Source organism: Fontibacterium abundans (SeqCode), from assembly GCF_965235095.1.
Classification (GTDB): domain Bacteria; phylum Pseudomonadota; class Alphaproteobacteria; order Pelagibacterales; family Pelagibacteraceae; genus Fontibacterium; species Fontibacterium abundans.
Window position 1 is genome coordinate 739,356 of sequence record NZ_OZ249405.1, and the last position, 26,486, is coordinate 765,841.

Annotated in this window: 29 protein-coding genes and 1 tRNA gene; 19 read left to right on the forward strand and 11 right to left on the reverse strand. The window is 28.1% G+C overall.

All coding sequences use genetic code 11. The features are described from left to right. The first annotated feature begins 7 nt into the window (after window positions 1-7). Entirely contained in the window at window positions 8-988 is a 981-nt protein-coding gene (gene trxB, locus AC8GER_RS04095; protein WP_506597598.1) for a thioredoxin-disulfide reductase, read from the forward strand. 2 nt (window positions 989-990) lie between these two features. Here the strand turns inward: trxB and AC8GER_RS04100 are convergent, their stop codons facing one another. Then, window positions 991-2,211: a pyridoxal phosphate-dependent aminotransferase gene (locus tag AC8GER_RS04100; protein ID WP_506597599.1), complete on the reverse strand. Its 1,221-nt coding sequence runs from the start codon at window positions 2,209-2,211 to the stop codon at window positions 991-993. 23 nt (window positions 2,212-2,234) lie between these two features. Here AC8GER_RS04100 and uvrB point away from each other — a divergent pair, with 23 nt between their 5' ends. Genes uvrB through pgsA form a run of 5 tightly spaced genes read left to right on the forward strand, consistent with a single transcriptional unit; the run spans window position 2,235 to window position 7,936 of the window. After that, window positions 2,235-4,385 carry an excinuclease ABC subunit UvrB gene (gene uvrB, locus AC8GER_RS04105; protein ID WP_506597600.1) on the forward strand — a complete coding sequence of 717 codons (2,151 nt, stop codon included), beginning with the start codon at window positions 2,235-2,237 and terminating at the stop codon, window positions 4,383-4,385. Beyond that, window positions 4,366-5,142 (forward strand): SDR family oxidoreductase, encoded by a 777-nt coding sequence (locus AC8GER_RS04110; protein WP_506597601.1) that lies wholly within the window; start codon window positions 4,366-4,368, stop codon window positions 5,140-5,142. The genes uvrB and AC8GER_RS04110 overlap by 20 nt, the downstream gene beginning before the upstream one ends. Further along, window positions 5,135-5,551 carry a dihydroneopterin aldolase gene (locus AC8GER_RS04115; RefSeq protein WP_506597602.1) on the forward strand — a complete coding sequence of 139 codons (417 nt, stop codon included), beginning with the start codon at window positions 5,135-5,137 and terminating at the stop codon, window positions 5,549-5,551. Before AC8GER_RS04110 ends, AC8GER_RS04115 begins: the two co-directional genes overlap by 8 nt. Then, complete coding sequence (gene uvrC, locus AC8GER_RS04120) at window positions 5,538-7,388, forward strand: excinuclease ABC subunit UvrC (protein WP_506597603.1); 1,851 nt, start codon at window positions 5,538-5,540, stop codon at window positions 7,386-7,388. The genes AC8GER_RS04115 and uvrC overlap by 14 nt, the downstream gene beginning before the upstream one ends. Continuing rightward, window positions 7,385-7,936 (forward strand): CDP-diacylglycerol--glycerol-3-phosphate 3-phosphatidyltransferase, encoded by a 552-nt coding sequence (gene pgsA, locus AC8GER_RS04125; RefSeq protein WP_506597604.1) that lies wholly within the window; start codon window positions 7,385-7,387, stop codon window positions 7,934-7,936. Before uvrC ends, pgsA begins: the two co-directional genes overlap by 4 nt. A 10-nt stretch (window positions 7,937-7,946) precedes the next feature. Here pgsA and AC8GER_RS04130 read toward each other — a convergent pair whose 3' ends face one another. Beyond that, entirely contained in the window at window positions 7,947-8,828 is an 882-nt protein-coding gene (locus AC8GER_RS04130; RefSeq protein ID WP_506597605.1) for a branched-chain amino acid aminotransferase, read from the reverse strand. Window positions 8,829-8,918: 90 nt separating this feature from the next. On the opposite strand from AC8GER_RS04130, the gene AC8GER_RS04135 reads away from it, so the two are divergent. Genes AC8GER_RS04135 through AC8GER_RS04145 form a run of 3 tightly spaced genes read left to right on the forward strand, consistent with a single transcriptional unit; the run spans window position 8,919 to window position 11,341 of the window. Further along, a complete protein-coding gene (locus AC8GER_RS04135) occupies window positions 8,919-9,356 on the forward strand; it encodes a MarR family winged helix-turn-helix transcriptional regulator (RefSeq protein WP_506597606.1) in 438 nt (145 codons plus the stop codon). Further along, window positions 9,349-10,029 carry a response regulator gene (locus AC8GER_RS04140; RefSeq protein ID WP_506597607.1) on the forward strand — a complete coding sequence of 227 codons (681 nt, stop codon included), beginning with the start codon at window positions 9,349-9,351 and terminating at the stop codon, window positions 10,027-10,029. Before AC8GER_RS04135 ends, AC8GER_RS04140 begins: the two co-directional genes overlap by 8 nt. A 1-nt stretch (window position 10,030) precedes the next feature. Continuing rightward, complete coding sequence (locus AC8GER_RS04145; RefSeq protein WP_506597608.1) at window positions 10,031-11,341, forward strand: ATP-binding protein; 1,311 nt, start codon at window positions 10,031-10,033, stop codon at window positions 11,339-11,341. On the opposite strand, the gene AC8GER_RS04150 is transcribed toward AC8GER_RS04145, so the two are convergent. Further along, window positions 11,324-11,554, reverse strand: coding sequence for a hypothetical protein (locus AC8GER_RS04150; protein ID WP_506597609.1), 231 nt, complete (start codon window positions 11,552-11,554; stop codon window positions 11,324-11,326). The genes AC8GER_RS04145 and AC8GER_RS04150 overlap by 18 nt on opposite strands. A 47-nt stretch (window positions 11,555-11,601) precedes the next feature. Here AC8GER_RS04150 and lgt point away from each other — a divergent pair, with 47 nt between their 5' ends. Genes lgt through ychF form a run of 7 tightly spaced genes read left to right on the forward strand, consistent with a single transcriptional unit; the run spans window position 11,602 to window position 17,653 of the window. After that, a complete protein-coding gene (gene lgt / locus AC8GER_RS04155) occupies window positions 11,602-12,402 on the forward strand; it encodes a prolipoprotein diacylglyceryl transferase (RefSeq protein WP_506597610.1) in 801 nt (266 codons plus the stop codon). Continuing rightward, complete coding sequence (locus AC8GER_RS04160) at window positions 12,377-13,450, forward strand: SAM-dependent methyltransferase (protein WP_506597611.1); 1,074 nt, start codon at window positions 12,377-12,379, stop codon at window positions 13,448-13,450. The genes lgt and AC8GER_RS04160 overlap by 26 nt, the downstream gene beginning before the upstream one ends. After that, window positions 13,450-14,214 (forward strand): peptidoglycan editing factor PgeF, encoded by a 765-nt coding sequence (gene pgeF / locus AC8GER_RS04165; RefSeq protein ID WP_506597612.1) that lies wholly within the window; start codon window positions 13,450-13,452, stop codon window positions 14,212-14,214. Before AC8GER_RS04160 ends, pgeF begins: the two co-directional genes overlap by 1 nt. Window positions 14,215-14,251: 37 nt before the next feature. Further along, the gene (locus AC8GER_RS04170) at window positions 14,252-15,184 is read left to right on the forward strand and encodes a ribose-phosphate pyrophosphokinase (RefSeq protein WP_506597613.1); all 933 of its coding nucleotides are present in this window, start codon (window positions 14,252-14,254) and stop codon (window positions 15,182-15,184) included. A 56-nt stretch (window positions 15,185-15,240) separates the two neighbouring features. After that, window positions 15,241-16,002: a 50S ribosomal protein L25/general stress protein Ctc gene (locus tag AC8GER_RS04175; protein WP_506597614.1), complete on the forward strand. Its 762-nt coding sequence runs from the start codon at window positions 15,241-15,243 to the stop codon at window positions 16,000-16,002. Window positions 16,003-16,009: 7 nt separating this feature from the next. Then, the gene (pth, locus tag AC8GER_RS04180) at window positions 16,010-16,567 is read left to right on the forward strand and encodes an aminoacyl-tRNA hydrolase (protein WP_506597615.1); all 558 of its coding nucleotides are present in this window, start codon (window positions 16,010-16,012) and stop codon (window positions 16,565-16,567) included. A 6-nt stretch (window positions 16,568-16,573) separates the two neighbouring features. Further along, the gene (ychF, locus tag AC8GER_RS04185) at window positions 16,574-17,653 is read left to right on the forward strand and encodes a redox-regulated ATPase YchF (RefSeq protein WP_506597616.1); all 1,080 of its coding nucleotides are present in this window, start codon (window positions 16,574-16,576) and stop codon (window positions 17,651-17,653) included. On the opposite strand, the gene AC8GER_RS04190 is transcribed toward ychF, so the two are convergent. Genes AC8GER_RS04190 through petA form a run of 3 tightly spaced genes read right to left on the reverse strand, consistent with a single transcriptional unit; the run spans window position 17,630 to window position 20,259 of the window. Further along, a complete protein-coding gene (locus tag AC8GER_RS04190) occupies window positions 17,630-18,415 on the reverse strand; it encodes a cytochrome c1 (RefSeq protein ID WP_506597617.1) in 786 nt (261 codons plus the stop codon). The genes ychF and AC8GER_RS04190 overlap by 24 nt on opposite strands. Before the next feature lie 9 nt (window positions 18,416-18,424). Next, a complete protein-coding gene (locus tag AC8GER_RS04195) occupies window positions 18,425-19,726 on the reverse strand; it encodes a cytochrome b (protein WP_506597618.1) in 1,302 nt (433 codons plus the stop codon). Between the two features lie 8 nt (window positions 19,727-19,734). Beyond that, window positions 19,735-20,259, reverse strand: coding sequence for a ubiquinol-cytochrome c reductase iron-sulfur subunit (gene petA / locus AC8GER_RS04200; protein WP_506597619.1), 525 nt, complete (start codon window positions 20,257-20,259; stop codon window positions 19,735-19,737). Between the two features lie 76 nt (window positions 20,260-20,335). On the opposite strand from petA, the gene AC8GER_RS04205 reads away from it, so the two are divergent. The 3 genes from AC8GER_RS04205 to greA are packed head-to-tail and all read left to right on the forward strand — an operon-like array spanning window position 20,336 to window position 22,121. Beyond that, window positions 20,336-20,791: a tRNA (cytidine(34)-2'-O)-methyltransferase gene (locus AC8GER_RS04205; RefSeq protein ID WP_506597620.1), complete on the forward strand. Its 456-nt coding sequence runs from the start codon at window positions 20,336-20,338 to the stop codon at window positions 20,789-20,791. A 2-nt stretch (window positions 20,792-20,793) separates the two neighbouring features. Continuing rightward, the gene (gene hemF / locus AC8GER_RS04210; protein WP_506597621.1) at window positions 20,794-21,636 is read left to right on the forward strand and encodes an oxygen-dependent coproporphyrinogen oxidase; all 843 of its coding nucleotides are present in this window, start codon (window positions 20,794-20,796) and stop codon (window positions 21,634-21,636) included. Window positions 21,637-21,644: 8 nt separating this feature from the next. Beyond that, window positions 21,645-22,121, forward strand: coding sequence for a transcription elongation factor GreA (gene greA, locus AC8GER_RS04215; protein WP_506597622.1), 477 nt, complete (start codon window positions 21,645-21,647; stop codon window positions 22,119-22,121). Window positions 22,122-22,129: 8 nt separating this feature from the next. Here greA and AC8GER_RS04220 read toward each other — a convergent pair whose 3' ends face one another. The 5 genes from AC8GER_RS04220 to AC8GER_RS04240 all read right to left on the reverse strand — a co-directional run bounded on the left by AC8GER_RS04220 (window position 22,130) and on the right by AC8GER_RS04240 (window position 26,486). Further along, entirely contained in the window at window positions 22,130-23,320 is a 1,191-nt protein-coding gene (locus AC8GER_RS04220; RefSeq protein WP_506597623.1) for a CCA tRNA nucleotidyltransferase, read from the reverse strand. Between the two features lie 8 nt (window positions 23,321-23,328). Beyond that, window positions 23,329-23,799, reverse strand: a complete 471-nt coding sequence (locus AC8GER_RS04225) for a GNAT family N-acetyltransferase (RefSeq protein WP_506597624.1) — start codon at window positions 23,797-23,799, stop codon at window positions 23,329-23,331. A 17-nt stretch (window positions 23,800-23,816) separates the two neighbouring features. Further along, window positions 23,817-23,890 (reverse strand) — tRNA-Gln (locus AC8GER_RS04230). A 21-nt stretch (window positions 23,891-23,911) separates the two neighbouring features. After that, window positions 23,912-24,790, reverse strand: coding sequence for a 4-(cytidine 5'-diphospho)-2-C-methyl-D-erythritol kinase (locus AC8GER_RS04235; protein ID WP_506597625.1), 879 nt, complete (start codon window positions 24,788-24,790; stop codon window positions 23,912-23,914). Further along, complete coding sequence (locus AC8GER_RS04240; protein WP_506597626.1) at window positions 24,765-26,486, reverse strand: tetratricopeptide repeat protein; 1,722 nt, start codon at window positions 26,484-26,486, stop codon at window positions 24,765-24,767. The genes AC8GER_RS04235 and AC8GER_RS04240 overlap by 26 nt, the downstream gene beginning before the upstream one ends.

Consider the following 26,486-nt stretch of genomic DNA (forward strand, 5'->3'; position numbering starts at 1 on the left):
GTTTAAAATGATAATTAATTATAAGTATTATAAATTAAAATCTACAATGAATGTCGATAAGATAAATAAAGTAATTATTATTGGATCTGGTCCTGCCGGATATACAGCTGCAATTTATGCAGCAAGAGCAATGCTTGAGCCAGTTCTAATTGCAGGTTCGCAACCAGGCGGTCAATTAACGATCACTAATGATGTTGAAAATTTTCCCGGATTTGCAGATGTAGTACAAGGCCCTTGGTTGATGGAACAAATGAAAGAACAGGCATTAAAGGTTGGGACAAAATTCATTGAAGATCATATTTCTACAGTTAATTTTAATAAAAAACCTTTTGAAATAATTGGAGATTCTGGAACTCATTACTTTGCTGAAAGTGTTATTATTTCAACTGGTGCACAGGCAAGATGGTTAAATTTAGAATCTGAGGAAAAATATAAAGGATTTGGTGTTTCCGCTTGTGCAACTTGTGATGGGTTTTTTTATAAAAATAAAGATGTTGTTGTTGTAGGTGGTGGAAATTCTGCAGTTGAAGAGTCTTTATTTCTTACAAATTTTGCAAAAAAAATAACACTTGTTCATAGAAAAAGCGAATTAAGAGCAGAAAAATTATTACAGAAGAAATTATTTTCTCATCCTAAAATTAATGTGATTTGGGATAGTGTTGTTTCAGAAATTATTGGAACAGAAAACCCTAAAGGAGTAACTGCTGTTAAATTAAAAAATATCAAAACAAATGCGGTCACAGAGCTACAAACTCATGGTCTTTTTGTTGCAATCGGACATGACCCAGCAACAGCGTTGTTTAAAGAACAAATTAATATGGATAGTAGCGGCTATATAATAACTCAGCCTGACTCTACAAAGACTAACATACCCGGCGTATTTGCTGCTGGAGATGTGAAAGATAAAGTATATCGACAAGCTGTTACAGCTGCTGGAATGGGATGTATGGCCGCTCTTGAATCTGAAAAATATCTATCTAATCACTAAGACTACTTTAAACTTTCACAAAAAGTTTTAATCTTTATTACAGCTTTTTCTAAAATCTGCATGGATGCTGCATAAGAAATTCTAAAATAACCTTCTAATCCAAATGCTGAACCCTGAACAATTGCAACGCCCGTTTCTTCTAATAAGTATGTTGCAAAATCTGTATCATTTTTAATAATTTTTCCACCAGATGTTTTTTTATTCATTATTTTTTTACAGTTAGGAAAAACGTAAAATGCACCTTGAGGGTTAACGCAGGTTAATCCATTAATATTATTTAAAGCGTGAACAATAAAATCTCTTCTTTTTTTAAACTCTAAAGCTCTGGTGTTAATAAAACTTTGATCTCCATTAAGGGCCTCAACTGCAGCTGCCTGACTAATAGAAGATGGATTAGTCGTTGATTGAGATTGAATTTTTTGTATTGCTTTTATTAATTCTTTTGGACCAGCGGCATATCCAATTCTCCACCCTGTCATTGCATAAGCTTTGCTTACTCCATTTATAACTATAGTTCTGTCTTTTAGAGAATTGTCTATTTCTAAAATGTTCACAAATTTTGAATCATTAACACTTTTGACATCATGATAGATAATATGTTCATAGATATCATCTGTTAGAATGTTAACGTGTTTATGTTTTTTTAAAACCTTAACTAATTCAGTTAATTCTGATCTTGAGTAACACATTCCAGTAGGATTAGCTGGAGAATTTAAAATAAACCACTTTGTCTTATTTGTTATTAATTTTTCAAGTTGCTCAGCAGAAATCTTAAAATCACTTTGTTCATCACACTCCACAAATTTTGGAGTTCCACCGGCTAATAAAACAATGTCAGGATACGAAACCCAGTATGGTGCTGGAATAATAACTTCATCTCCTGGATTAATAGTTGCAAGAATGCAGTTATAAATTACCTGCTTACCCCCTGTTCCAACTGTAATATTCTCTAAATCAAAACTTAAATTATTTTCTCTTTTAAATTTATTAACAATTGCTTTTTTTAACTCTGGAGTTCCATCAACGGCCGTATATTTTGTTTGACCTTCTTTAATAGCTTTAATTGCTGCTGCTTTTATATTGTCCGGGGTGTCAAAATCTGGTTCTCCAGAAGCTAGTGCTATTACTTCTTTTCCACTTTCTTTTAATAATCTAGCTTTCTGAGTAATTGCAATTGTTGGAGATTCTTTTATTCTCGATAAAGAAGTTGATAGTATAGACATCTAAATTAATAATATTTTGGGATATGCAAAATCTTTCGGAAACTAATATATTAGAAAAATCAAATACGAAAGAACTTTCTTCAAAAAAATTAGAAGGTGGAAAAAAATTTCAACTAATAACTGAATACACTCCTGCGGGTGATCAGCCTAAGGCTATTTCATTTTTAAAAACAGAAATATTAAACAATAAAAAAAATCAAGTTTTACTTGGCGTAACTGGCTCCGGAAAAACATTTACAATGGCCAAAATTATCGAAGAATTAAATCGTCCAGCTTTAATTCTTGCTCCAAATAAAACTTTGGCTGCCCAGTTATATGGTGAAATGAAAAATTTTTTTCCTAATAACGCTGTTGAATATTTTGTGTCTTATTATGATTACTACACTCCAGAAGCTTACGTTCCAAGATCTGATACTTATATAGAAAAGGAAGCTTCTATAAATGAACAGATAGATAGAATGAGACATTCGGCTACCAGATCTCTCTTGGAAAGAGATGATGTCATTATTGTTTCAAGCGTGTCTTGTATTTATGGATTAGGATCTGTCGACTCTTACAGCAAAATGACTTTAGTTTTCAAAAAAAACGATAGCTATGAAAGAGATAAAATTATTAAAGGACTTGTTGAGCTTCAATACAAAAGAAATGATCAAAATTTTCATAGAGGAACTTTTAGAGTTAGAGGAGAAAATATAGAAGTTTTTCCATCTCATTATGAAGATGAAGCATGGAGAATAACAATTGAAGATAATAAAATAACTCAGATAAAATCTTTTGATCCACTAACTGGAGCTGACAATAAAGAAATTAATTTAATAAAATTATATGGAAATAGTCACTATATCACTCCCAGACCAACAGTAGAAAAAGCAATTAAAGAAATTAAAAAAGAATTAATTTTTACTTTAGAAAAATTTAGAAACGAAAAAAAACTTTTAGAAGCGCAAAGACTAGAAGAAAGAACTAGATATGATCTCGAAATGATTGAAGCCACAGGAAGTTGCGCTGGCATAGAAAATTATTCAAGATTTTTATCTGGAAGAAATCCTGGTGAACCACCTCCAACATTATTTGAATATCTTCCTGACAATTGTTTAGTATTTGTTGATGAAAGCCACGTTACTATTCCTCAATTAAACGGAATGTATAAAGGAGATTATACTAGAAAAAAAACTTTATCTGATTACGGCTTTAGACTTCCTTCTTGTATGGACAACAGACCATTAAAATTTGAAGAATGGGATATGATGAGGCCTCAAACAGTTTTTGTTTCTGCAACACCAAGTGAATGGGAATTAAAACAAAGCAAAGGAGTTTTTGCAGAGCAAATTATAAGGCCAACTGGACTTATAGACCCTCCAATTTTTATCAGGCCTGCAAAAAATCAAGTAGATGATTTGTTGAATGAATGCATTACCGTTTCTAAAAATAATCAAAGAATATTGGTTACTACACTTACAAAAAAAATGGCTGAAGATTTGACCGAATATCTCGACGAGAACGGAATTAAAGTTCGTTATATGCATTCCGATATTGATACGCTCGAAAGAATAGAAATTATAAGAGACTTAAGGCTTGGTGTATTCGATGTTTTGATTGGTATTAATCTTTTAAGAGAAGGATTGGACATACCCGAGTGCGCTCTTGTTACAATTTTAGATGCTGATAAAGAAGGTTTTTTAAGATCGGAAAGATCCTTAATACAAACAATCGGCAGAGCGGCTAGAAATGTTGATGGCAGAGTTATTTTGTACGCAGATAAGGAAACAGAAAGTATTAAAAAAGCTATCAATGAAACTAATAGAAGAAGAACCAAACAAATTGAATATAATATAAAAAATAAAATAACCGCTCAGTCTATTAAATCCAAAATTAATGACATTTTAGAGGGAGTTTTTGAGAAAGATTACGTTACTTTTGATAATGACATCCCTATTGGTGATAATCTTAAAAAACATTTAAAAATGCTGGAAAAAGAAATGAAAAAAGCTGCCGAAAACTTAGAATTTGAACAAGCGGCAAAAATAAGAGATGAAATAAGAAAACTTCAAGAAAGAGAATTAGAAATTAATATGAGCACCAAAATTAAAGTTTATAACGATGATGTAAAAAAAGAATTAATAGGTAGATCAACGCAAGGTAAGGCCGGAATGATTGCAAAAAAAAAGAGATAAAATGAATAAAAATATTTTAATTACAGGAGCCTCTCAGAGAATTGGTAAGGAACTATGTTTATATTTTGCTAAAATGAGCTGGAATATAGCAATTCATTTTAATAAATCAAAAAAACAAGCTAACGTTCTTAAAAAGGAAATAGAAAGATACGGAGTAAAATGCGTTTGTATTCAGGCCAATCTTTTAAATACAAAAACAATAAAAAAAATAATCGACACTTCAAATAAAAGTTTAGGGAGTATTAACTGCATCATTAATAATGCCTCTATTTTTAATAATGATAATATTTTAAATTTTAACGAAAAAAGTTGGAATGAGCATATAAAAATTAATCTTTTAGCTCCCGCTATATTTATTAAAGAATTTTCTAAAATTAAAAACCTATCTGAAAACAAATCTATTATAAATATTCTTGATCAACGAATATTTAAACTAACCCCATATTTTTTTTCATATACTATTAGTAAAACAGGATTGCACACAATAACAAAAACTGCAGCTATGAAATTAGCACCAACAATTAGAGTCAATGCAATAGCTCCTGGTCCTGTCCTTAAAAATAAAAGACAGACTGAAAAACATTTTAATAAACAATCAAAAAATACTTTGCTTGGCAGAAGTGTCAAAATTGAAGACATATGCAAAACCGCTTATCTTTTAGCAAATAGCGAAACAATTACTGGTCAAGTCATTGCTGTTGATAGTGGACAGAGTCTTAATTGGAAAACACCAGACATTATTGGGACTAATGAATAAGACCAATATTATAAAACTTTTTGAAGATAAAAAAAAATTAAAGTCTAAAGAGATAATTTTTATTAAAAATTATGTCTGTAAAGCAATTATTGGCTATCATTCTTTTGAAAAGACTAAACCACAAAAATTAAGATTTAATGTTGAAATTTTAAGTAAACAAAAAAAGGTAATAGATGGCAATATTAATTCAGTGCTTAACTATGAAGAAATTATTAACAAAATAAATTTTTTTTTAAAAAAAAAATATAATTTTTTAGAATCTTTTGCGAATGATTTTATTTATGAAATTTTTAAAAACAAAAACGTCCTAAATATTAAAATAAAGATTGAAAAACTAAATATAATTAAAAATACTGAGTCTGTTGGAATAGAATTTTTCAAAATAAGAAATGATTATGAAAAACTTTGAACAAGGAAAAAAAATCATAAAAAATGTAATACAATTTTTACCTAATGGTCCTGGTATTTATAAAATGCTAGATGATAAAAACACCATTATTTATGTAGGAAAAGCAAAGAATTTACCTAATAGAATAAATAGTTACATATCAACTTCTTATTTACCAATTCGAACTGAAAGAATGATTTCTAGCACAAAGAATCTAGAATTTATTTCAACACAAAATGAAGCCGAGGCACTACTACTTGAGGCTAATTTAATAAAAAAAAATCAACCCCGATATAATATATTGTTAAAAGATGACAAATCTTTTCCTTATATTCAGCTAACCAAATCACATAAATTTCCCCAACTCACTAAGTTTAGAGGTAAGCAAAATAAAAATGATATTTTTTTTGGTCCTTTCGCATCTCCCGGTGCAGCGAGTTGGACGATTAAAACTTTACAAAAAGTGTTCTTATTAAGAGTATGTGACGATACAACTTTTAACGGCAGAAAGAGACCATGTATTTTACATCAAATTAAAAGATGTTCCGCACCATGTACAAATGAAATAAACGAAAAAGATTATAATAAACTTGTTATAGACAGTATTAATTTTTTAAATGGCAAATCAGCACTTATACAAAAAAAACTTTCTAAAGAAATGGAAATTGAAAGTAAAAAATTTAACTATGAAAAAGCAGCGACAATAAGAGATAGGATAAAAGCATTAACACAAATTCAATCATCTCAACAAGTTAATAAAAATAATTTTAATAACGCTGATTTGATTGTTGCATTTCAAAAAAATAATATTACTTGCATTGAAGTATTTTTTTATAGATCAAAACAAAACTGGGGTAATCAAGCTTTTTTCCCAAAACATGACAAAGAAGATAATATAGACGATATTATTTATTCTTTTCTAATTCAATTTTATGAAAATAAAATACCACCAGAAGAAATTATTTTAAGTAAACAGATTAAAGATTTAGATCTAATCAAGACTGCTTTAGAAAAAAAATATAATAAAAAAATTAATATAAAAACTGCAAAAAATAATAATGAAGAGCTTTCTATAAGATTAGCCATTAAGAATGCACAATTAGCTCTAGATAAAAAACTATTAGAGAATGAAAATAATGATCATTTTTTATCATTAATAAATAAAGAATTTAATTTGGGTTTTAACCCAAGCCTAATTGAAGTTTACGATAATAGTCATATTCAAGGACTTAATGCCGTTGGGGCCTTTGTTGTGTTTGGAAAAAATGGATTTATTAAAAAAAAATATAGAAAATTTAATATATCGAAAACAAATATTAATCCTGGAGATGACTATGGAATGTTAAAAGAAGTTCTTTCTAGAAGATTTGCAAAAATCAAATCAAATAATGAAGATGAATCTGCGGACTTAATTGTAATCGATGGCGGCAAAGGTCATTACAATGTAGCTAGAAAAATATTAGATGAGCTGGGGTATTTTAGTCTTAACATGATAGCAATTGCAAAAGGCGAGAGAAGAAATCAAGGTGATGAAACTTTTTATTACAATAATAAAAAAATCAAAATTAATAATAATGTATTGCTATTTTTCCTACAAAGATTGCGTGATGAAGCTCATAGATTTGCTATCTTTTCACATAGAATTAATAGGAAAAATAATTTTACGCAATCTAAGCTTGATACAATTGATGGAATAGGAAAAAGAAGAAAAAAATTACTTTTAAATCACTTTGGTTCTGTAAAATTAATAGAGAATGCAAGTATAGAGGATATAAAAAAAATAGATGGAATAAGTGATTTAGTTGCAAATAAAATCTATAATTTTTTTAATAAAAATAGTTTAATATCTAAAAAATGAAAATTCCCAATATTTTAACTATCGGAAGAATTCTTATTGCCCCGATATTGATAGTTGTTTTCTACTTTCCTGGAGAGTTAAGTGATTGGTTAGCCTGTGCAATATTTGTGATAGCTGCTTTCACAGATTATCTCGATGGATTTTTTGCAAGATTATATAAACAACAGTCAAAATTTGGTGAATTACTAGACCCAATCGCAGATAAAGTTTTAGTTTCAACAGCGCTTGCGCTTTTAATAATGAGTCAAACCATTAAAGGACCGCATGTAGTTGCGGCAATTATAATAATAACCAGAGAAATTTTAATTTCAGGATTAAGAGAGTTTTTAGCTAAAGCACAAATTTATATTCCTGTGACAAATTTATCAAAAGGAAAAACTGTAATACAAATGATTGCTATTTCTATTTTATTAGCCGGAAGCACTGGGGATCAATTTTTATTTAATTATGGAATTCAATTAGGAACATATTTGCTGTGGATGTCTGCAATACTAACACTTTGGACAGGATACGCTTACTTAAGAAAAGGAATAGATCTAATAGATTAATTATTATTAATTAACTTTTATTTACTAATTTTGAATAATCATCATCTAACTTTTTAATCATATCGCCCACGGTAAATTTAACATCTCCAATTTGAGATACAGGCGTCACCTCGGCTGCAGTACCAGTTAAAAAACAACCATCGAATTTATTGAGTTCATCAAGTTTTATTTTTCTTTCTAAAACTTTAATCTGAAGTTGTTTTGCAATCCCTATAATTGATCTTCTAGTAATTCCATCTAAAAAAGAATCTGCTATTGGAGTATGAATTTCATTATTCTTTGTATTTATAAAAAAAATATTTGCTCCTGTGGCTTCTGCTACATTGCCTTGATAATCCATCATTAAAGCATCATGATAACCATTTTGCTCAGCTTCATGTTTGGATAAAGTTGATATCATGTACAAACCGGAAGCTTTTGTGTCCCAAGGAATAGAATCTGGTGCTGGTTTTTTCCATTTAGAAATACCAAGTCTAATACCTTTAATTTTAATTTGTGGATCAAAATAAGAGCCCCACTCCCATGTTGCTATAGCCAAATGAATCTGGCTTTTTTGTGCAGATATAGCCATCATTTCGCTTCCTCTCCAAACAACTGGTCTCACATAACCGCTCTTAACATTTTGAACGGAAATTATTTCTTTACATGCATTATCTATTTCTTCTGCAGAATAAGGAATCTTCATACCCATTCTCTCTGCCGAATGAATCAATCTATTTGTATGTTCTCTTAATTTAAAAATTTCTCCATTATAAACACGCTCGCCCTCAAAGACACAGCTAGCATAATGAAGTCCGTGGCTAAGAATATGTAAATTAGCTTCTTTCCAATCAACTAGTTTCCCGTTGTACCAAATTTTTCCTGATCTTTTATCAAAAGGGATTGGATCCATTAAAGTTTAAAGTATTAAATAATTAAAATTATATTGGTAAATAAGTAAAGTAGATATGTCAATAAAACTGACATACAATATAATTTTAAAATGAAAGACCTTTTATATTTAAGAGAAAAAAGTTTAAAAGAAATTATAGAACTTATTTTTCAGGCGTATATAGATTCATATTCAGATCCCCATGAAGTACTAAAAAAAAATTCTTTTGGTAGAGCCCATCATAGGCTGCTTTGCATTATAGAAGGAAATCCTAACATTAGTATTGCCGATATATTAAGAAAATTAAAAATCACTAAACAAAGTTTAAGTAGAGTTCTGCAAGATCTAATAAAAAAAAATATTATATCCCAAAAAAAAGGAACAAGAGACGGCAGACAACGAGAGTTAGTTCTAACTGAAAAAGGCATAAAACTGTGCGATGAAATATTTAACAAACAAAAAAAAAGAATAATTAATGCACTTGAGAATTCAAGCTCAGATGAAGTTTTAAATTTTAAATCAATAATGAAAAAAATAATTCATGGATAATTCAAAAATACATATTTTGATTGTTGATGATGATGACAAGATAAGAGATCTGTTAAAACAATATTTAAAAAATAATAATTTTTTTGTATCCACAGCGATCAATGCATCCGATGCAGAAGAAAAATTAAAAATTGTCAAATTTGACCTAGCAATTATTGATATAATGATGCCTGGCAAAGACGGGTTGCAACTTACAAAGGAAATTAGAGACAAAATTGATTTACCCATAATTCTGCTTACAGCGAAAGGCGAAGCCGAAGATAGAGTAAGAGGATTAGAATTAGGTGCAGAAGATTATTTACCAAAACCTTTTGAACCAAAAGAACTTTTGTTAAGAATTAAAAATGTAATTAAAAGAATTAAAAAAGATGACCATATAATAACTGCAATTAAAATAGGAAAAGCTAATGTAAATATTAAAAAAATGGAAATCCATAAAGACAAAAAAACAATAAAAATTAATGCTAGTGAAAAAATTCTATTAGAAAACATGATTAGTTCTGCAGGAAAAATATTTTCTAGAGAAGAAATATCAAAAATCACAAACTTAACACAAGAAAGAAGTATAGATGTTTTGGTTACAAGACTTCGACAAAAAATTGAACCGGATCCAAAAAATCCAAAGTATCTACAAACAGTCCGTGGTACCGGCTATGTTTTGTGGCTGGATTGAAATGCTAAAAAAAATATTTCCTAGAACTTTACTTTTTAGATCAGTATTAATTGTAATAGCTCCGATAATTCTTATTCAAATTGTCGTTGGAGGCGTTTTTTTTGATAGTATTTGGTATAAAACAAATAGGGGTTTGGTTAGATCTGCAGCAAATGAAATAAATACATTCTTAGCCCTTTACCCTGAATTTAAACAAAAAAACAAAGCTAATGGATTAATTAATATTTACAAAGATAAAAGTGGCATAATAATTTCAATCAAAAAAGAAACTCAAGAACTTCCGTCTACAGAAACAGTAAGATGGTACAGTTTATATGACAAAATTGTCCTTGAAGAATTTACTGATAAAATAAAAAATCCATACTGGCACAATGTCAGATTTAATAGTTCGTTTGTTCAAGTATTAGTACTGTTAAATAAGAATGAAGTTGTTGAATTTTTAGTACCTAAATCAAAAATAAGATCTACATCAGGAAGAATATTTGCACTTTGGATTACTGTGCCTTCATTAATATTTCTTTTTGTTTCAATAATTTTTCTTCGTAATCAAATAAGACCTATCGTTCTTCTTTCTCAAGCGGCGGAAAGATTTGGTAAAGGGCAATTTGATAGTGATTTTAAAGTATCGGGAGCTCTTGAAATTAGAAAAGCTTCTTATGAATTTGAAAGAATGAAAAGAAGAATTCTAAAACATATTAGTCAAAGAACAGCTATGTTGTCTGGCATTAGTCACGATCTAAAAACACCTCTAACCAGATTAAAATTACAAATCGAACTTTTAAATAAAAATCAAAAATTAAATTCTTTAAAGGAAGAAATTAATGAAATGGAGAAAATGATTAATGAATATCTTGATTTTGCGAGCAATCAATATTCTCAACCTGTAGAAAAATTTAATATTGTTCAATTAATCCAAAATTTAATTGATAAAAGTTTTAAAAAAAATATTAAAATAAAGAGCCCTAAAAATTTAATATTTTCTGGAAGAAAAAATCTAATTAGAAGATGTATTGCTAATATTATAAATAATTCTCAAAAATATTCTGAGAATATTTTGATTACTTGTAAAAAAATGAAAAAAATTATTAAAATTGATATTGATGATGATGGCCCCGGAATTGCAGATGAACACAAAGAAAAGGTATTTAGACCATTTTATAGAGTGGATAAATCAAGAAGTCTTAAAGATAGCAATGTTGGATTGGGTCTTTCAATTGTAGAGGATATTGTTAATTCTCACGGTGGTAATGTAAAACTATTAAACAATCCAAAAGGTAAAGGATTAAGAGTTTCTTTATCTTTTCCTAACTAATTTTTTTAAACTTTCTATTTCTAAATTCAGTTTATTTATTTTCTTCTTTAATTCCTTTAAATCTTCCTGAGTATAATTATTGAAATGATTCATGATTTTTTCCTTTTTAAACTGAATAATGTTACTTATTTCTTGCTTAATGTCTTTTGCTGTTAAAATCCCTAATTGAAATAAATTTAAAAAATCATTGATAACTTTTTTATAATTATTCATATATTCTTATTAATAATATAGTTATAAATAATTCTGAGACTATTTAAATGTTTATTCACAATCTAAATCCCGTAATTATAAATTTTGGTTTTCTAGAAATTCGATGGTACTCTTTGGCTTACATTGCCGGCATATTCTTTGGTTTTTACTACGCAAAATTTTTAATAAAAAAATACTGGGATAAAGAAAGAATTAATATTCAAAATCTTGATAATTTTTTAATTTATTTAATTCTAGGAATTATTTTTGGAGGCAGAATTGGGTATATTTTATTTTATAATTTTAATTATTACTCTCATAATCCTGTTGAAATATTATTTTTATGGCAAGGAGGCATGTCTTTTCATGGCGGTACTATAGGTGTTTTTATTGCTTCAATAATTTTTGCAAAAAAGAATAAAATTAAAACACTCGTCTTAACTGATATAATTGTTTGTGTTGCTTCCATTGGTATATTTCTAGGAAGAATAGCTAATTTTATAAATGGAGAATTGTATGGAAAAAAAACTTTTTCTACTTATGGAGTTATATTTCCAAAAATAGACATGGAACCAAGACACCCATCACAACTATACGAAGCTATTCTTGAGGGTTTAATATTGTTCTTGTTATTAAATATTATTTTAAAATATAAAAAAAAATTATTTAATGGGGAGTTATCTTGTTATTTTTTAATTTTTTATTCTGTATTTAGAATTATTGCAGAAATGTTTAGAGAGCCGGACAAACATATAGGCTATATAATTTTTAATCTATCTTTAGGAATGTGTATAAGTCTATGTTTTTTAATCTTTGGAATAATTGCATTTAAAATAATTAAAGATGAATCGTATAGAAAAATTAATTAATAAAAAAAAATTTATTCCGTTAAATCAATTTATTAATATTGCCTTATACGACAAGGAATTGGGTTACTATCAAAATAAAAAAATATTTGGTCGAAATGGAGATTTTATAACATCTCCTCACATATCTAGTATTTTTTCAGAAATGGTATCGATATGGATTGTATCCTATTGGCTATATATAAAAAAACCAAAAAAAATTAACATATTAGAATTAGGGCCTGGGAATGGGCTGATGATCAAACAAATAATAAATTCAATAAAAAAAATTAAAACTTTCAATGGAAAATTTACTGTTTATTTGCATGAAAAAAGCAAAAAATTAATAAAAATTCAAAAAAATAATTTAAATGATTTTAATAATATTATTTGGGTAAAAAATATTAATAAGATCAATCAAGATCCAACAATAATTATAGCAAATGAATTTTTTGATGCATTTCCTATAAAACAATTTTTCAAAGAAAAAAATAGTTGGCATGAACAATGCGTTACTTTTGATAATAATTATAAAAAAAATATTACTTATTACAAAAATAAAATTAATAATAATTCTCTAAAAAAGTATTCGAACTTTTACAATATTAAAAAAAGTAGAATTCTAGAATACCCAATCAATATTGAAGCATATATTAATTCAATATCTAAGATTATAAAAAAAAATAATGGTATCTTTCTAATGTTTGATTACGGCTACTCAAGCGTTCTGGGGAAAAATACCATTAAAGCAATAAGAAAACATAAAACTGTTGATCTATTAAAAGAATATACTGATTGCGATATTACTTTTGATATTAATTTCAATATTTTAAAAAATATTTTTAAAAAAAATAATATCCAAAATATTGGAATTGTATCCCAAAATTTTTTTTTACAAAAATTAGGGATTATGGAAAGAGCAGATCAAATAATCAAAAAGCAAGATGCTTTAAGTAGTAGAAATTTAATTCTAAGTATCAATAAACTAATAAATCCAAAAGAAATGGGGAATGCTTTTCATGCATTGGCTTTTTCCAATAAAAATTGCAAATTTAATCTTGGATTTATTTAATGATTTTTTATTCAAAAAAGATTAACAAAATAACTGGCTTAAAGAGTTTTTTTTTTTCAAGAAAAAACGGTTTATCTAAAGGAATTTACAAAAGCTTAAATTGCGGGTTGGGATCTAACGATAAAAAACAAACAGTTAAAAAGAATATTGAAATTATTGCAAAAAAAACAGGCTACAAATTAAATAAGCTAATTATGTTAAAGCAATATCACAGTAATAAAATAATTAACTTTGATAATTTTTTAGTAAAAAAAAGATACAAGGCCGATGGAATTATTACTTCATCTCGAAAATTTTCTTTTGGAATTTTAACCGCCGACTGCGTACCAATATTAGTTGCTGATAAAGAAAATAAAACAATAGCAGCTATTCATTCTGGATGGAAAGGCGCAAATTCTGGAATTATTGAAAATCTAATAAAAAAATTTAAACAAAAAAGATCAAAAATATCAAACCTAATTGTAGCAATCGGACCTTGTATAGCTCAAAAAAATTACGAAGTTAAAGCAGACTTTATAAAAAAGATTAAAATTAATAATTACGATTATAAAAAATATTTTAGAAATATGGATAAAAAAATTTACTTTAATCTAAGACTGTTTGTAAATAACAAATTTTTGAGACTTGGAATCCCAAAAAGAAATATTGATCATATTAATAAGGATACTTATGGCGATTATAAAAACTTTTTTAGTTATAGAAGATCTGTGCATAACAATGAATCAGATTATGGAAGATGTATCTCTGTGATTTGTAGATATTAATTGATTAAATAATTATAAAATTATATAAAAAGATCTCATGAAGATTGTATCTGGAACAAGCAGCATTTTCCTAAGTGATCAAATCTGTAAATATTTAAAAACGAAACCAACTCAAAGAGAGATTGTAAGATTCGCTGATTCAGAAGTTTACGTAGAGATTAAAGAAAATATGAGAGGTAACGATGTGTATTTAATACAATCAACTTCTTATCCTGCTAACGACAACATTATGGAACTACTAATATGTATAGATTCTTTAAGAAGATCTTCCGCAAAAAATATAACAGCTGTCATTCCTTATTTCGGCTATGCAAGACAAGATAGAAAAGTTGTACCAAGATCTCCTATAAGCGCAAAATTAGTTGCAAACTTAATTACTAACGCTGGAGCGAACAGAGTTTTAACAATGGATCTTCATGCAAACCAAATTCAAGGTTTTTTTGATATTCCGGTTGATAATTTGTACGCAGCTCCTGTACTTTTAAAACATATATTAAAAAATATTGGTACTAAAAATATTGTTTGTGTCGCCCCCGATGTTGGAGGCGTGGAAAGAGCAAGAGCAATTGGTAAACGATTGAACGCAGGCTTGGCTATCGTTGATAAGAGAAGAGAGCGCCCAGGACAATCGGAAGTGATGAATGTCATTGGAGAAGTTAAAAATAAATCTTGTATTATAATTGATGACTTAATTGATAGTGGCGGAACAATCTGTAACGCTGCTGATGCTTTAATGGAAAAAGGAGCTAAGGAAGTTTATTGTTACGTTGTTCACGGTGTTCTTACAGGTTCATCTATCGATAAAATTAAAAAATCTAAGATGAAAAAGATTGTTATTACTGACACAATTGATAATACAAAAAAAATTAAAGGAGTTTCTAAAATAGAGGTAGTTAGTATTGCCCCGCTAATCGCTGAAGCTATCAAGCGAATATCCCAATCAACTTCAGTTTCCAGCTTATTCAAATAAATAACAATAACTTGTTTTTTTTTTGAAGTTAATATAAAACAAGCGATCTTGATTATATGGAAAATTTAAAGATCGAAGCATCAGAAAGAAAACTTAATACAAAAGGAGATCTTAAAAAGTTAAGATTAGAAGGTTTTCTTCCAGGCATTTTATATGGTGATAAAGAACAAAGTTTACCTTTATCAGTTAAAAAAATATCAATTAAAAAAATGTTAGAGTCTTCTAACTTTATGAGCTCTGTTATTGAAATGAGCATAGGTGGTTCAAAACATAAAGTTTTAACTAAAGATATTAATTTTCATCCTCTAAATAATGAGCCAATACATATTGATTTTCAAAAGATTAAGCCCGGAACAAAAGTAACTGTTAATATTCCTGTAAAATTTATTAACAATGAAAATTGCCCAGGATTAAAGATGGGTGGGGTTTTAAACATTGTAAGAAGAAAAATAGAATTAAGATGTGCTGCTGAAAATATTCCTGCTGAAATCATAGTTGATTTAGCTAATAAAGAGATGAATGAAAGTATTCACATATCTTCTGTAAAATTACCTGAGGGAGCAAAACCTGTAATTAGTGATCGAGACTTTACTATAGCAACAATTGCTGCTCCTACAGTTGTTAAAGAGCCTGAACCGGCTGCTGCTGCTGCAGGCGATGCTGCGGCTGGCGATGCTGCTGCTCCAGCTGAAGGTGGAGTTGCTGCTGCGGGCGACACTAAAGCTGCTGATGGGAAAGCTAAACCGGGAGAAGCAGCAAAATCTCCTGATGCCGCTAAAAAACCTGCTGCTGCCGCGCCTGCGGATAAAAAGAAATAACATTTAAATGTTATTATTTGCGGGGTTAGGGAATCCAGATCCAAAACATGCAAACAATAGACATAACGTAGGTTTTAAACTTATAGATGCTTTAAATAAAAATTTTGGCCTCTCAAAACAAAAACCAAAATTTAAAGGTCTACTAACTAACGGTCAAGTACAGGATAATAAAGTAATAGTAGTGAAGCCGTTAACTTTTATGAACAATTCCGGAATGTGCATTAGAGAAATAACTGATTATCATAGAATTAAAACTAATAATATTTTTGTATTTCATGATGACATGGACATCGAAATTGGGAAAATAAAAACCAAGATGGGAGGATCTAGCGGTGGTCACAATGGAATTAAGTCAATAGATGACTCAATAGGTACTGATTACAATAGAATCAGAATTGGCATAGGTCACCCTGGAGACAAAGAATTAGTAGACAAACATGTTCTAAATGATTTTACCGAAGAGGAAAAAATAACAATAGATCAAGTTATTAAGAAAATATTTAAAAATATAAATCTTCTTATAGAAAAAAAACTAGACGATTTCACTTCTAAAAGTAATCAATAAGTCTCTATGAGTTTTAAATGTGGAATTGTAGGTTTGCCCAACGTTGGTAAATCAACACTATTTAATGCTCTTACAAAATCTAAAAATGCTCAAGCAGCAAACTTTCCTTTTTGTACAATAGAACCGAATATTGGCGTTGTTACGGTTCCTGATGAAAGATTAGAAAAACTTGCAAATATTGCAAAATCAAAAAAGATTATTCCAACATATATAACTTTTGTAGATATTGCTGGGCTAGTAGCCGGAGCATCTAAAGGGGAAGGTTTGGGAAATAAATTTCTTGCAAATATTAGAGAAGTTGATGCTGTAATACATATGCTAAGATGTTTTGATTCAAGTGAAATACAAAACGTCAATAAAACAGTAGATCCTATAAGAGATTTAGAAACAGTAGAAACTGAAATGATGATTTCAGATTTAGAATCTGTTGAAAAAAGATTGTCTCAAAAAAAGAATAAAAACAATGAATTAAATAAAGATATTTTTGAAATTTTAGAGCATGTTTATGAATCTCTCAAAAAAGGAATTAGACCAGAGAAATTGGAGGAAAAATTTGAAAAAAAATTAATTAAAAATTTAGGAATTTTATCAACTAAACCTAGAATCTTAGTCTGCAATGTAGATGAGAATAGCGTCAGTTCAGGTAATAATTATTCTGACAAAATAAAAGAGAAATTTAAAAATGATACGGTGGTAATTGTTTCTGCTGAAATTGAGCAGCAAATTACCGAACTTCAAGATTCTGAAGCCAGTGAATTTATGAAAGAAATTGGAATAAAAGAATCTGGATTAGATCAAATAATAAAAGCTGGATATAAAATTTTAAACTTAAGTACTTATTTTACAGTAGGTCCGGAAGAAACTCACGCATGGACTATTGAAAAAAACTGTAAAGCTCCTGATGCGGCTGAAGTTATTCACTCTGATTTTAAAAAGGGATTCATTAAAGCTGAGGTTATATCTTATGCAGACTATATTCAGCATGTAGGTGAAGTGGGTGCTCGAGATAATGGAAAATTAAAGATAGAAGGAAAAGATTATGAAGTGGCTGATGGAGATATTTTACACTTTAGGTTCAATACGTAACCAAATCTTTTTCTTAACAAGATAAACTAATACCGTAAGAATTAATAAATAAACTACAGTCTTAAATCCTATTCTTTTTCTAGCCTCTAAATGAGGTTCTGATGCCCAAGTTAAAAAAGTCACTACATCTTTTGAGAGTTGTTCTTCTGTTGCTGGAGTACCGTCGGAATATTTAACAGAATCTTGATTTAGCGGTTTTGACATTTTAATTTTATTACCCGGCATATATTTATTATAATAAACTCCATCATCAAGTTTTACTTCTTTTGGAGGCTTGTCTGTATAACCCATCAAGATAGAATAAATATAATCTGGACCACCTGCTCTTGCTTTTACTAAAACTGACATATCAGGAGGATATGCTCCACCATTTGCAGCTCTTGCTGCTTTTTCATTTGCAAATGGACTTGCAAATTTATCAGACGGCTTTCCAGGTCTTTTGAACATTTCCCCACTATCATTTGGACCGTCTAAAACTTCAACTTTTGATGCAATTGCCTTAACTTCCTCTTCTGAAAAACTTGGTCCACCCACTTCTGATAAATTTCTATAACTTAGAAGATTCATTGAATGGCAAGATGCACAAACCTCTGTGTAAACTTGATAGCCTCTTTGAAGTGACGCTCTATCAAACTTTCCAAAAAAACCATCGAAAGACCAAGATTGCTTTAAAAGCTTCTCTTGTTTTTCTGCAGAAAAAGAATGTGAAACATTAAATATTAAAAAGAAAAAAAATAATGAAAATTTTAATAAAAAGCTCATAATTTTTTTCTAAAAAATTTTAAAAGTTTTAATTTTTCCTTGTTTTTTCCAATCCTCATACTCATGAATACTTTTGGGCATAGGCAGAGTTTTTTCTGTTAATGATACCAAAGGAGCTATGACTAAAAAGAATAAAAACCAGTAAACGGTACCTACCCTAGAAATTAAAACATAAATACCTTCAGCAGGCATTCCCCCTACGTACATCAATATAAAAAAATCTAGCACAAATAAAAAAACAAATTGCTTCCATATAGGTCTAAAAACCGAAGATCGAACTTTTGATAAATCCAACCAAGGTAGTAAACCTAAAACAGCAATACTGCTCACCATTGCAATAACTCCTAAAAGTTTGTCGGGGATACTTCTTAAAATTGCATAGAATGGTAAAAAATACCATTCTGGAACAATATGAGCTGGAGTTACCAAAGGATCCGCAGGAATATAATTATCCGGGTGTCCAAGGTAGTTCGGTGCGTACATTGTGATTAAAACAAAAGCTAATAAAAAAATTAACATCGCAAACAAATCTTTGCTAGTTGTAAAAGGAGCAAAACTTACTGTATCTCTAGTGTCTACTGGCTCAATTCCAGATGGATTATTAGAGCCTACAATGTGCAAGGCTATCACGTGAAAAATAACTATGCCTAAAATTCCAAAAGCTAAAAGCCAATGCAAAACATAAAAACGATTTAAAGTAGAATCTCCAACAGCATAATCTCCCCACAGCCATGTAACTATTCCCTCACCTACTAATGGTACAGCTGAAAATAAATTTGTAATAACTGTTGCTCCCCAATAGCTCATTTGACCCCATGGCAAAGTATAACCAAGGAAAGCAGTTGCCATCATCAGGAAAAAAATAATAATTCCGATGAGCCACATCAGTTGTCGCGGCTCTTTATAAGAACCATAATAAAGTCCTCTAAAAATATGAATATATACTGCTATGAAAAAGAAAGAGGCAAAATTCATGTGCGCGTATCTAAGAAGCCATCCATAATTTACATCTCTCATAATTTTCTCAACAGACGTGAAAGCTTCAGATGAAGATGGCTTGTAGTGCATACCAAGAGCCAGGCCTGTAACAATTAAAAATATTAGACATATCATTAATATTCCGCCTAAACTCCAAAGATAACTTAAATTTTTCGGAACTTGGAAATCTAAATATTCGTATTTAAACATTCTAATAATTGGAAGACGATTATCTATCCAACCAACAACTCCTTTGAACGGAGAACCCCCTACTTTATTTGTATGTACAGGTTTGATTTCATTTTGACTAAAATTAGAATCTTTTTCACTCATAATAGTTTTTATCCTAATTTAATTTTATTATCCCCAACAAATTCATATGTTGGAACTTCTAAATTGGTTGGTGCTGGACCTTTTCTAATTCTTCCAGAACTATCATAATGAGAACCATGACAAGGACAAAACCATCCACCGTAATCACCTTTACCACTAATCGGAACGCATCCTAAATGAGTGCAAACTCCAACTAAAACTAGCCATTCAGATTTTTTAACTCTTTTGTTGTCAGCTTGCGGATCTTTTAACTCTTTAAGATCAACTTTTTCAGCACTGGTAATTTCTTCTTTGGTTCTTCTTTTGATAAAAACAGGTTTTCCTCTCCATAGAACTGTTATTTCCTGCCCTTCTTTAATTTTTGACAAATCAACTTCAATGGATGCAAGAGCTTTTACTGAGGAGTCCGGATTCATTTGATTTATAACCGGCCAAACGGCGGCCCCAATCCCTACTGCACCAACAGCTGTTGTCGCTACAGTTAAAAAATCTCTTCTATTTTTCTTATCTGAGTTATTATTGTTTTCTGACATAAATATTTAATTTAATTATTTCTAAACTATTTTCTTTTCCATAGCCAGAATGACGCATAAATAATAAATTTCTTATATGATTAAAATTGCATTATTTCAGCCCGATATTCCTCAAAATACAGCTGCAACCATAAGATTGTGCGCATGTTTAAATGCAACTTTAGAAATTATTGAACCTTGTGGGTTTCAGTTTGATGAAAAAAGACTCAAAAGTATTTACATGGATTATTATAAAAATTGTAAAATTATAAGGCATCAATCATTTGATGATTTTATAAAAACAAAAAAGAATAAAAGAATAATTCTATTAACGACTAAAGCAGAAAAAAATTATTATAATTTTGATTTTAAAAAAAATGATACAATATTATTTGGAAGAGAAAGTGCTGGTGTGCCAGATTCTGTGCACAAAATAGTCGATACAAGATTAAAGATACCTATGTCTAAAAATACCAGATCTTTAAATATTGTAACATCTATTTCTATTGTATTATCAGAGGCACTTAGGCAAAACAATTACTATAACATTTAATAATGAATTCAAATTTGGAAGAAAAAAAAATTATCGTTAAAAATTGGTTTGAAAATTTAAGAAATTCTATTTGTGGAGAATTTGAAAAGATAGAATATCTTAAGTCTAAAAAGAAAATTTTCTTTAAAAAAAATAAGTGGATTGCTGGTGGAAGTTCTAAAGGCGGAGGAATCTTTGCATTAATTGAGAATGGTTCAGTTTTTGAAAAGGTTGGAGTTAATATTTCTACAGTCTCTGGAAAATTTAATAAAGAATTTAGAAAAAAAATACCTGGAGCGTTAAATAGTCCTAATTTTTGGGCTTCCGGAATCTCTATTGTAGCACATATGAAAAATCCAAAAGTTCCAGCATTTCATTTTAATACTAGATTTATAGTCACGTCGAAATCTTGGTTTGGTGGGGGAATGGACATGACTCCATCTATAAAAGATTTAAATCAAAAAAAATATTTTCATCAAGAAATAAAAAAAATGTGCAATCTTCATAATAAAAATTATTATTCGCAGCATAAAAAAAATTGTGATCAATATTTTTATTTGCCCCATAGACAGGAACCTAGAGGAGATGGTGGAATATTTTATGATTATCTTAGTTCTAACAACTGGAATGAAGATTTTAATTATACGAGAGATGTTGGAATGACATTTTTAAAAGTATCTTCTAAGATAATACAAAAAAAAATGTTTTTAAAATGGAACGAAAAAGATAAAGAAAAACAATTAATAAAAAGAGGACGATACGTGGAATTTAATTTATTATACGATCGTGGCACTAAATTTGGTTTAAATACCAATGGTAACATTGAAGCAATTTTTATGTCGCTTCCTCCACTTGCAAAATGGTAAAAATATAAATGGACAAAGAACCAATTACGCCTCAAGGTTTAGAAAAAATTAAAGAAGAACTAAAAGAGAGAATTTCTGTAACTAGACCAAAGATTGTTACTGCTATTTCAGAAGCGAGAGCTCATGGTGATTTAAAAGAAAATGCTGAATATCATGCGGCGAAAGAAGAGCAAGGTCACAATGAAAGAAGAATCCAAGAAATTGAAACAACAATAGCAACTGCAAATATTGTTGATGTTGCAAAAATTAAGAATGACAACAAAGTAATTTTTGGTTCAACAATTATATTATTGGACATGGAAACTAATGAGAAAAAAAAATATAAAATTGTTGGTAAAGATGAAGCGAACGCAAAAGAAGGTTTGTTATTTTATAAATCACCAATTGCATTAGAATTAGTTTCAAAACATACGGGTGATTTTGTCTCTGTAAAAACTCCAGCTGGAGAAAAAAATTATGAGATTATTGAAGTTAAATACATTTAATTTATGAATTAAATAATACGCAAATCTAATTTAAAGTTATTTTCAATCCAAGAATCTTTTAAAAATTCTAATTTTTTTCCAAGTTCCTTCCCTTGTTTAAATCCTTTTTTAATTAAAAAATTTCCAGTAATAGGAAATTTTGGCACTTCAAATTTTTTAATAAATAGTCTGTACTTTATAAAAGTTTTTAAATTAATTTCTTTTTTCAAACAAAAAATGAAATTTAAAAAATCTAAAGTTAAGTCTTTATTATAAAAATATAACTGACGTCTGATTGTCTGATAACTATAAGGTTTATTTTTTAATAACTTAAGCTGTTCGTGAATAAAATTAAGATAGTCTCTATCCTTGTTAGACAGTCGAAATTCTATAGCAAAATAGATATTTTTTTTTTTATATCCAACTAATAATATTGAAAGCAGTTGAAGATAATCTAAATTTAATCCTAGTTTTTCATTCAAAATCTGAACTTTATTTAATCTTTCAAAGAATTTTATTTTATATACTCGGCTAATAATTTTTTTGAAATAGATCATATTATTAATTTTAAAAAAATTTTTTAATTCTAAAATTTTTTTTAACTCTACAAACAATCTTTCTTGGGAGATAAATTTTAAAAATCTAACATTTTTATTAATAATTCTAATAATATTGCGATCTTTAATATTAGAATTATATTCTAATGAAAATCTTATGAATCTTAGAATTCTTAAATAATCTTCTTTAATTCTTAAATCGGCACGTCCGATAAAATTAATCTTTTTATTTTTTAAATCCAGAGTTCCATTTACCGGATCAAAAATCTTTCCAAATTTATCACAATAAATTGCATTTATTGTAAAATCTCTTCTTAAGGAATCTTCTAACCAATTATTGGTCCATTGAATCTTTGTATGCCTGCCATCAGGCTTTATATCTTTTCTTAAAGATGTAATTTCATATTTATAATTCTTAGAGAAGGTTGTAATTGAACCATATTTAATTGCTAAATCTAAGACTTTATAATTATTTTTTAACAATATTTTTTTAACTTGCTCTGGCTTATAAACGGTAGCCAAATCGATATCTGTTGTTAATTTTCCCTCTATTGCTTTTCTAACACAGCCTCCAACGAATTGTGTTTGCGTTTCTAAGTTAATTGGGTTTAAAATTGAAATTAATTTTTTATTTTCTTTAGAAAATAAAAATGATTTTTTCATTAAAAATATTAATATAATTCTACTTTACCAGAAAATGTATTATTTTTTTCTGATAATTTTTTTAATAAGATTTTTTCTTTTCTAACATTTAATGAAAAATATACATTGGCATTTATTTCAAAACTAAATTGTCCGTAATAATCAAATTCTCCAATTAAAATAATAAAATCAATATTCTTTTCGTTGATAGCATCTATGCTTTTATTCACTAATTCTTTACCTATCCCTCTTCCTTTGAATTTCTGATCAACTATTAAGGGTCCAAGCATTAACCCACTATTATTTTCTATTTTACAATTAAAATATCTGACACTTCCAATTATTTTCTGTCCTTTGCAAAAAACTTTTGAATATTTAATATTGTGCTCGAGATTCTCTCTTAATCTAAAACTAGGTCTTGCATATCTTCCTGGACCTAGAACAACTTCTTCGAGTAAAAAAATTTTTTTATTATCTGATTTTTTTTCTTCTCTAATCACAGCAATTATTTTTAACTTGGCTGGGGCTCCAGGATTCGAACCTGGGATGGCGGGATCAAAACCCGCTGCCTTACCGCTTGGCTAAGCCCCAATATTAATTTTAGAAATAAGGTTATATTATTTTTGCTTTCCTTATCCAATAACTTTTATAATGTTTTTTTAAAGAAAGAATAGCTTCAGCTAAATGTGAGTTATTTTCAAAAATAGCAAAACAAGCTGAACCACTACCTGTCATTCTGGCTATCTTACAGCCTTTTAATTTCTTAAGAAAAGTTAATAATTTTAATATGGTCTTGTTTTTTTTAAAAGCACTCTGTTCTAGATCATTTCCTTTATAATTTAAAAATTTGAACAAATAATTCATATTTAGAATATTCTTTTTTAAAAAGTAAATTTCAGAATTATTTTTTTTTGAAAATATTTTGTTTGAAAGATAAATATTTTTTGTGGAATTAAAACAATTTGGATAAACTAATAATAAATTGAATTTTGGTTTTTTGTTGAATTCTATAATTTTATTATTAGGTCCATAAAGAATTTTAAAATTAGTATTTAAAGAAGGCTCAACGTCAGCGCCTATTTTATTACATATTAAAGAAATTGTTTTTTTTTTTAAATTTAGTTTTAGATATTTATTAAAAAAATTAAGTAATACAGAAACATCTGCTGAACCACCTCCAAATCCAGAGCCTTGTGGTATATTTTTTACAATTCTAATTTTAAATTTATGTTTATTAAATTTTTGATATTTTTTTAAAATATTAAATAATTTTAATACTGTGTTGTTAGTATTGCTTATTCCTTTAGAAAATTTTCCAGTAAAAATGATCTGATTATATGTTCTATTAGCAGATACAAAAATCTGATCATAAATATTAAAAAAACAAAATAAGCTTTCTATTTCGTGATATTTATTTTTTAATTTTTTGATTACTTTTAAATATAAATTTATTTTACCATAAGCTTTAAGACTTTTTTTTATCAGCATCATCTAATCCAAAAATTATTTTTTTATTAATAGATTCTTTTAAATCTTGCTCAATATTTTTAAGCTTAATAGCATTTTGCCAAACATATCTAGCTTGGATTTGTTTTCCATTTGTCCAAAGAACATCACCGTAATGATCATAAATAACTGCTTCTGAAGGTTCTTTTTCATAAGCTGTCTGCAAAATTTCTTCTGCTTTATCAAAATCTTTTAGTAAAAAATATGCCCAGCCAAGTGAATCTAAAATATATCCTCGTCCTTTACTTAAGTTGACAGCCTCAACTAACATTTCTTTTGCTTTATCTAAATTAATTTTTTTTTCTAACCAACTATATGCTAAATAATTTAAAACCTCAGGCTGCTTAGGTGAAATTTTAAGAGCTTGTAAAAAATTTTTTTCTGCATTTTCCCATGTCCCTGCTCGCTCTTGGCTAATAGCTAGATTGTAATAATAAATCCAATCATCATCTCTTTTATCTTTTTTTAATACTATTGATTTTTCATATAATTCTATAGATTTGGTGTAATTTTTATTAGCTCTTAGAAAATTTGCCAATTCAAAATATTTTTCAGATGCAAAAAATTTATTATTTTTTAAAAAGTTTTCAAGTAAATTAATTTGCTTATCAGTGTTATTGTTTGGTAAAAATCTTAACCTTGTTAAATTTGCATACCAATTAAATTCCTTTCCTAGTTTTTCAATGATCTTTATTTCTTTTTCTGATTCTTCTAAATTATTTAATATAATAAGATTTTCTATTTTTAAGATTTTATTAGACAAAAAATTAGGATTTAAATATTCACTTAAGTTTAAATAAAAATTTGAAATCTGAACTTGTTCATAGTTTTGATAAAAGTTAGCAAATAAATATAATAATTCTGCTAAACCATGATTAATATTTTTTCTTTTATAAAATTTGTCAATTTTATAAAATTTATTTTCACGAGAGTCTAAAAAGAGCTGTTTAAATAATAAATTTTCAGAGGATATTTCTAAATTCCGATTGATAATATCATTAATTTTATCTTTATTATTTTTTTCTAGATAATAAGATAAATAAAAATAATTATACCTATTTAATTCTTTTTTATTAGAAATTTCACTAAAATTTAGATCAATATTTTTCTGATTATCTAAATACAAATTAATTAGAATTTTTTGCGTTAAAGAAACATTTTTAAAACTTGAATTTGACCTATTAATCTTTTCGTTTAAGTCTTCAGTATTCTTATTTGACAAATCTGCCCACAAACCAAGATTTTGATACAACTCTAATAGTAGTGGGTCACTAAAGCTTTGTTTGGGTAAAGAGATATAGCTTTGTAATTTTGAATATCTTTCTTTTTTAAAATCATGAACAAATAATATGAGATTAAATGGATATAAAGATTGATAAGATTTATCTAACTTTTTTATAAATATATAAGCTTCTTCAATTTTACCATTATTAACTAATGTTTCGACATACTTCAGATTAAATTCTGAATGATAAATTCCTAAATTTTCAATATTTTCGAAAAAATTATAAGCTTTCCGCGAGTCATTTTTTTGTAAAGAAACACTGCCAGATAAATAATTAGAAAAGTAATTAGAATTTTTAACTAATCTTTTTTTATTTTCTAAAATATTAGCATTTAAATGCGAATAATTTGCTATAAATAACAAAAAAAACACTATGTAAAAAATTTTTTTATTCAT

Coding starts and splice junctions, on each gene's coding strand:
- AC8GER_RS04175 (WP_506597614.1), top strand. CDS start 15,241: ATGGAAAATTTAAAGATCGAAGCATCAGAAAGAAAACTTAATACAAAA.
- AC8GER_RS04160 (WP_506597611.1), top strand. CDS start 12,377: ATGAATCGTATAGAAAAATTAATTAATAAAAAAAAATTTATTCCGTTA.
- AC8GER_RS04100 (WP_506597599.1), bottom strand. CDS start 2,211: ATGTCTATACTATCAACTTCTTTATCGAGAATAAAAGAATCTCCAACA.
- AC8GER_RS04190 (WP_506597617.1), bottom strand. CDS start 18,415: ATGAGCTTTTTATTAAAATTTTCATTATTTTTTTTCTTTTTAATATTT.
- AC8GER_RS04130 (WP_506597605.1), bottom strand. CDS start 8,828: ATGGATCCAATCCCTTTTGATAAAAGATCAGGAAAAATTTGGTACAAC.
- uvrB (WP_506597600.1), top strand. CDS start 2,235: ATGCAAAATCTTTCGGAAACTAATATATTAGAAAAATCAAATACGAAA.
- AC8GER_RS04135 (WP_506597606.1), top strand. CDS start 8,919: ATGAAAGACCTTTTATATTTAAGAGAAAAAAGTTTAAAAGAAATTATA.
- pgsA (WP_506597604.1), top strand. CDS start 7,385: ATGAAAATTCCCAATATTTTAACTATCGGAAGAATTCTTATTGCCCCG.
- AC8GER_RS04140 (WP_506597607.1), top strand. CDS start 9,349: ATGGATAATTCAAAAATACATATTTTGATTGTTGATGATGATGACAAG.
- AC8GER_RS04150 (WP_506597609.1), bottom strand. CDS start 11,554: ATGAATAATTATAAAAAAGTTATCAATGATTTTTTAAATTTATTTCAA.
- hemF (WP_506597621.1), top strand. CDS start 20,794: ATGAATTCAAATTTGGAAGAAAAAAAAATTATCGTTAAAAATTGGTTT.
- trxB (WP_506597598.1), top strand. CDS start 8: ATGATAATTAATTATAAGTATTATAAATTAAAATCTACAATGAATGTC.
- uvrC (WP_506597603.1), top strand. CDS start 5,538: ATGAAAAACTTTGAACAAGGAAAAAAAATCATAAAAAATGTAATACAA.
- ychF (WP_506597616.1), top strand. CDS start 16,574: ATGAGTTTTAAATGTGGAATTGTAGGTTTGCCCAACGTTGGTAAATCA.
- AC8GER_RS04240 (WP_506597626.1), bottom strand. CDS start 26,486: ATGAATAAAAAAATTTTTTACATAGTGTTTTTTTTGTTATTTATAGCA.
- lgt (WP_506597610.1), top strand. CDS start 11,602: ATGTTTATTCACAATCTAAATCCCGTAATTATAAATTTTGGTTTTCTA.
- AC8GER_RS04235 (WP_506597625.1), bottom strand. CDS start 24,790: ATGATGCTGATAAAAAAAAGTCTTAAAGCTTATGGTAAAATAAATTTA.
- AC8GER_RS04115 (WP_506597602.1), top strand. CDS start 5,135: ATGAATAAGACCAATATTATAAAACTTTTTGAAGATAAAAAAAAATTA.
- AC8GER_RS04220 (WP_506597623.1), bottom strand. CDS start 23,320: ATGAAAAAATCATTTTTATTTTCTAAAGAAAATAAAAAATTAATTTCA.
- pth (WP_506597615.1), top strand. CDS start 16,010: ATGTTATTATTTGCGGGGTTAGGGAATCCAGATCCAAAACATGCAAAC.
- greA (WP_506597622.1), top strand. CDS start 21,645: ATGGACAAAGAACCAATTACGCCTCAAGGTTTAGAAAAAATTAAAGAA.
- petA (WP_506597619.1), bottom strand. CDS start 20,259: ATGTCAGAAAACAATAATAACTCAGATAAGAAAAATAGAAGAGATTTT.
- AC8GER_RS04205 (WP_506597620.1), top strand. CDS start 20,336: ATGATTAAAATTGCATTATTTCAGCCCGATATTCCTCAAAATACAGCT.
- AC8GER_RS04145 (WP_506597608.1), top strand. CDS start 10,031: ATGCTAAAAAAAATATTTCCTAGAACTTTACTTTTTAGATCAGTATTA.
- AC8GER_RS04195 (WP_506597618.1), bottom strand. CDS start 19,726: ATGAGTGAAAAAGATTCTAATTTTAGTCAAAATGAAATCAAACCTGTA.
- AC8GER_RS04170 (WP_506597613.1), top strand. CDS start 14,252: ATGAAGATTGTATCTGGAACAAGCAGCATTTTCCTAAGTGATCAAATC.
- pgeF (WP_506597612.1), top strand. CDS start 13,450: ATGATTTTTTATTCAAAAAAGATTAACAAAATAACTGGCTTAAAGAGT.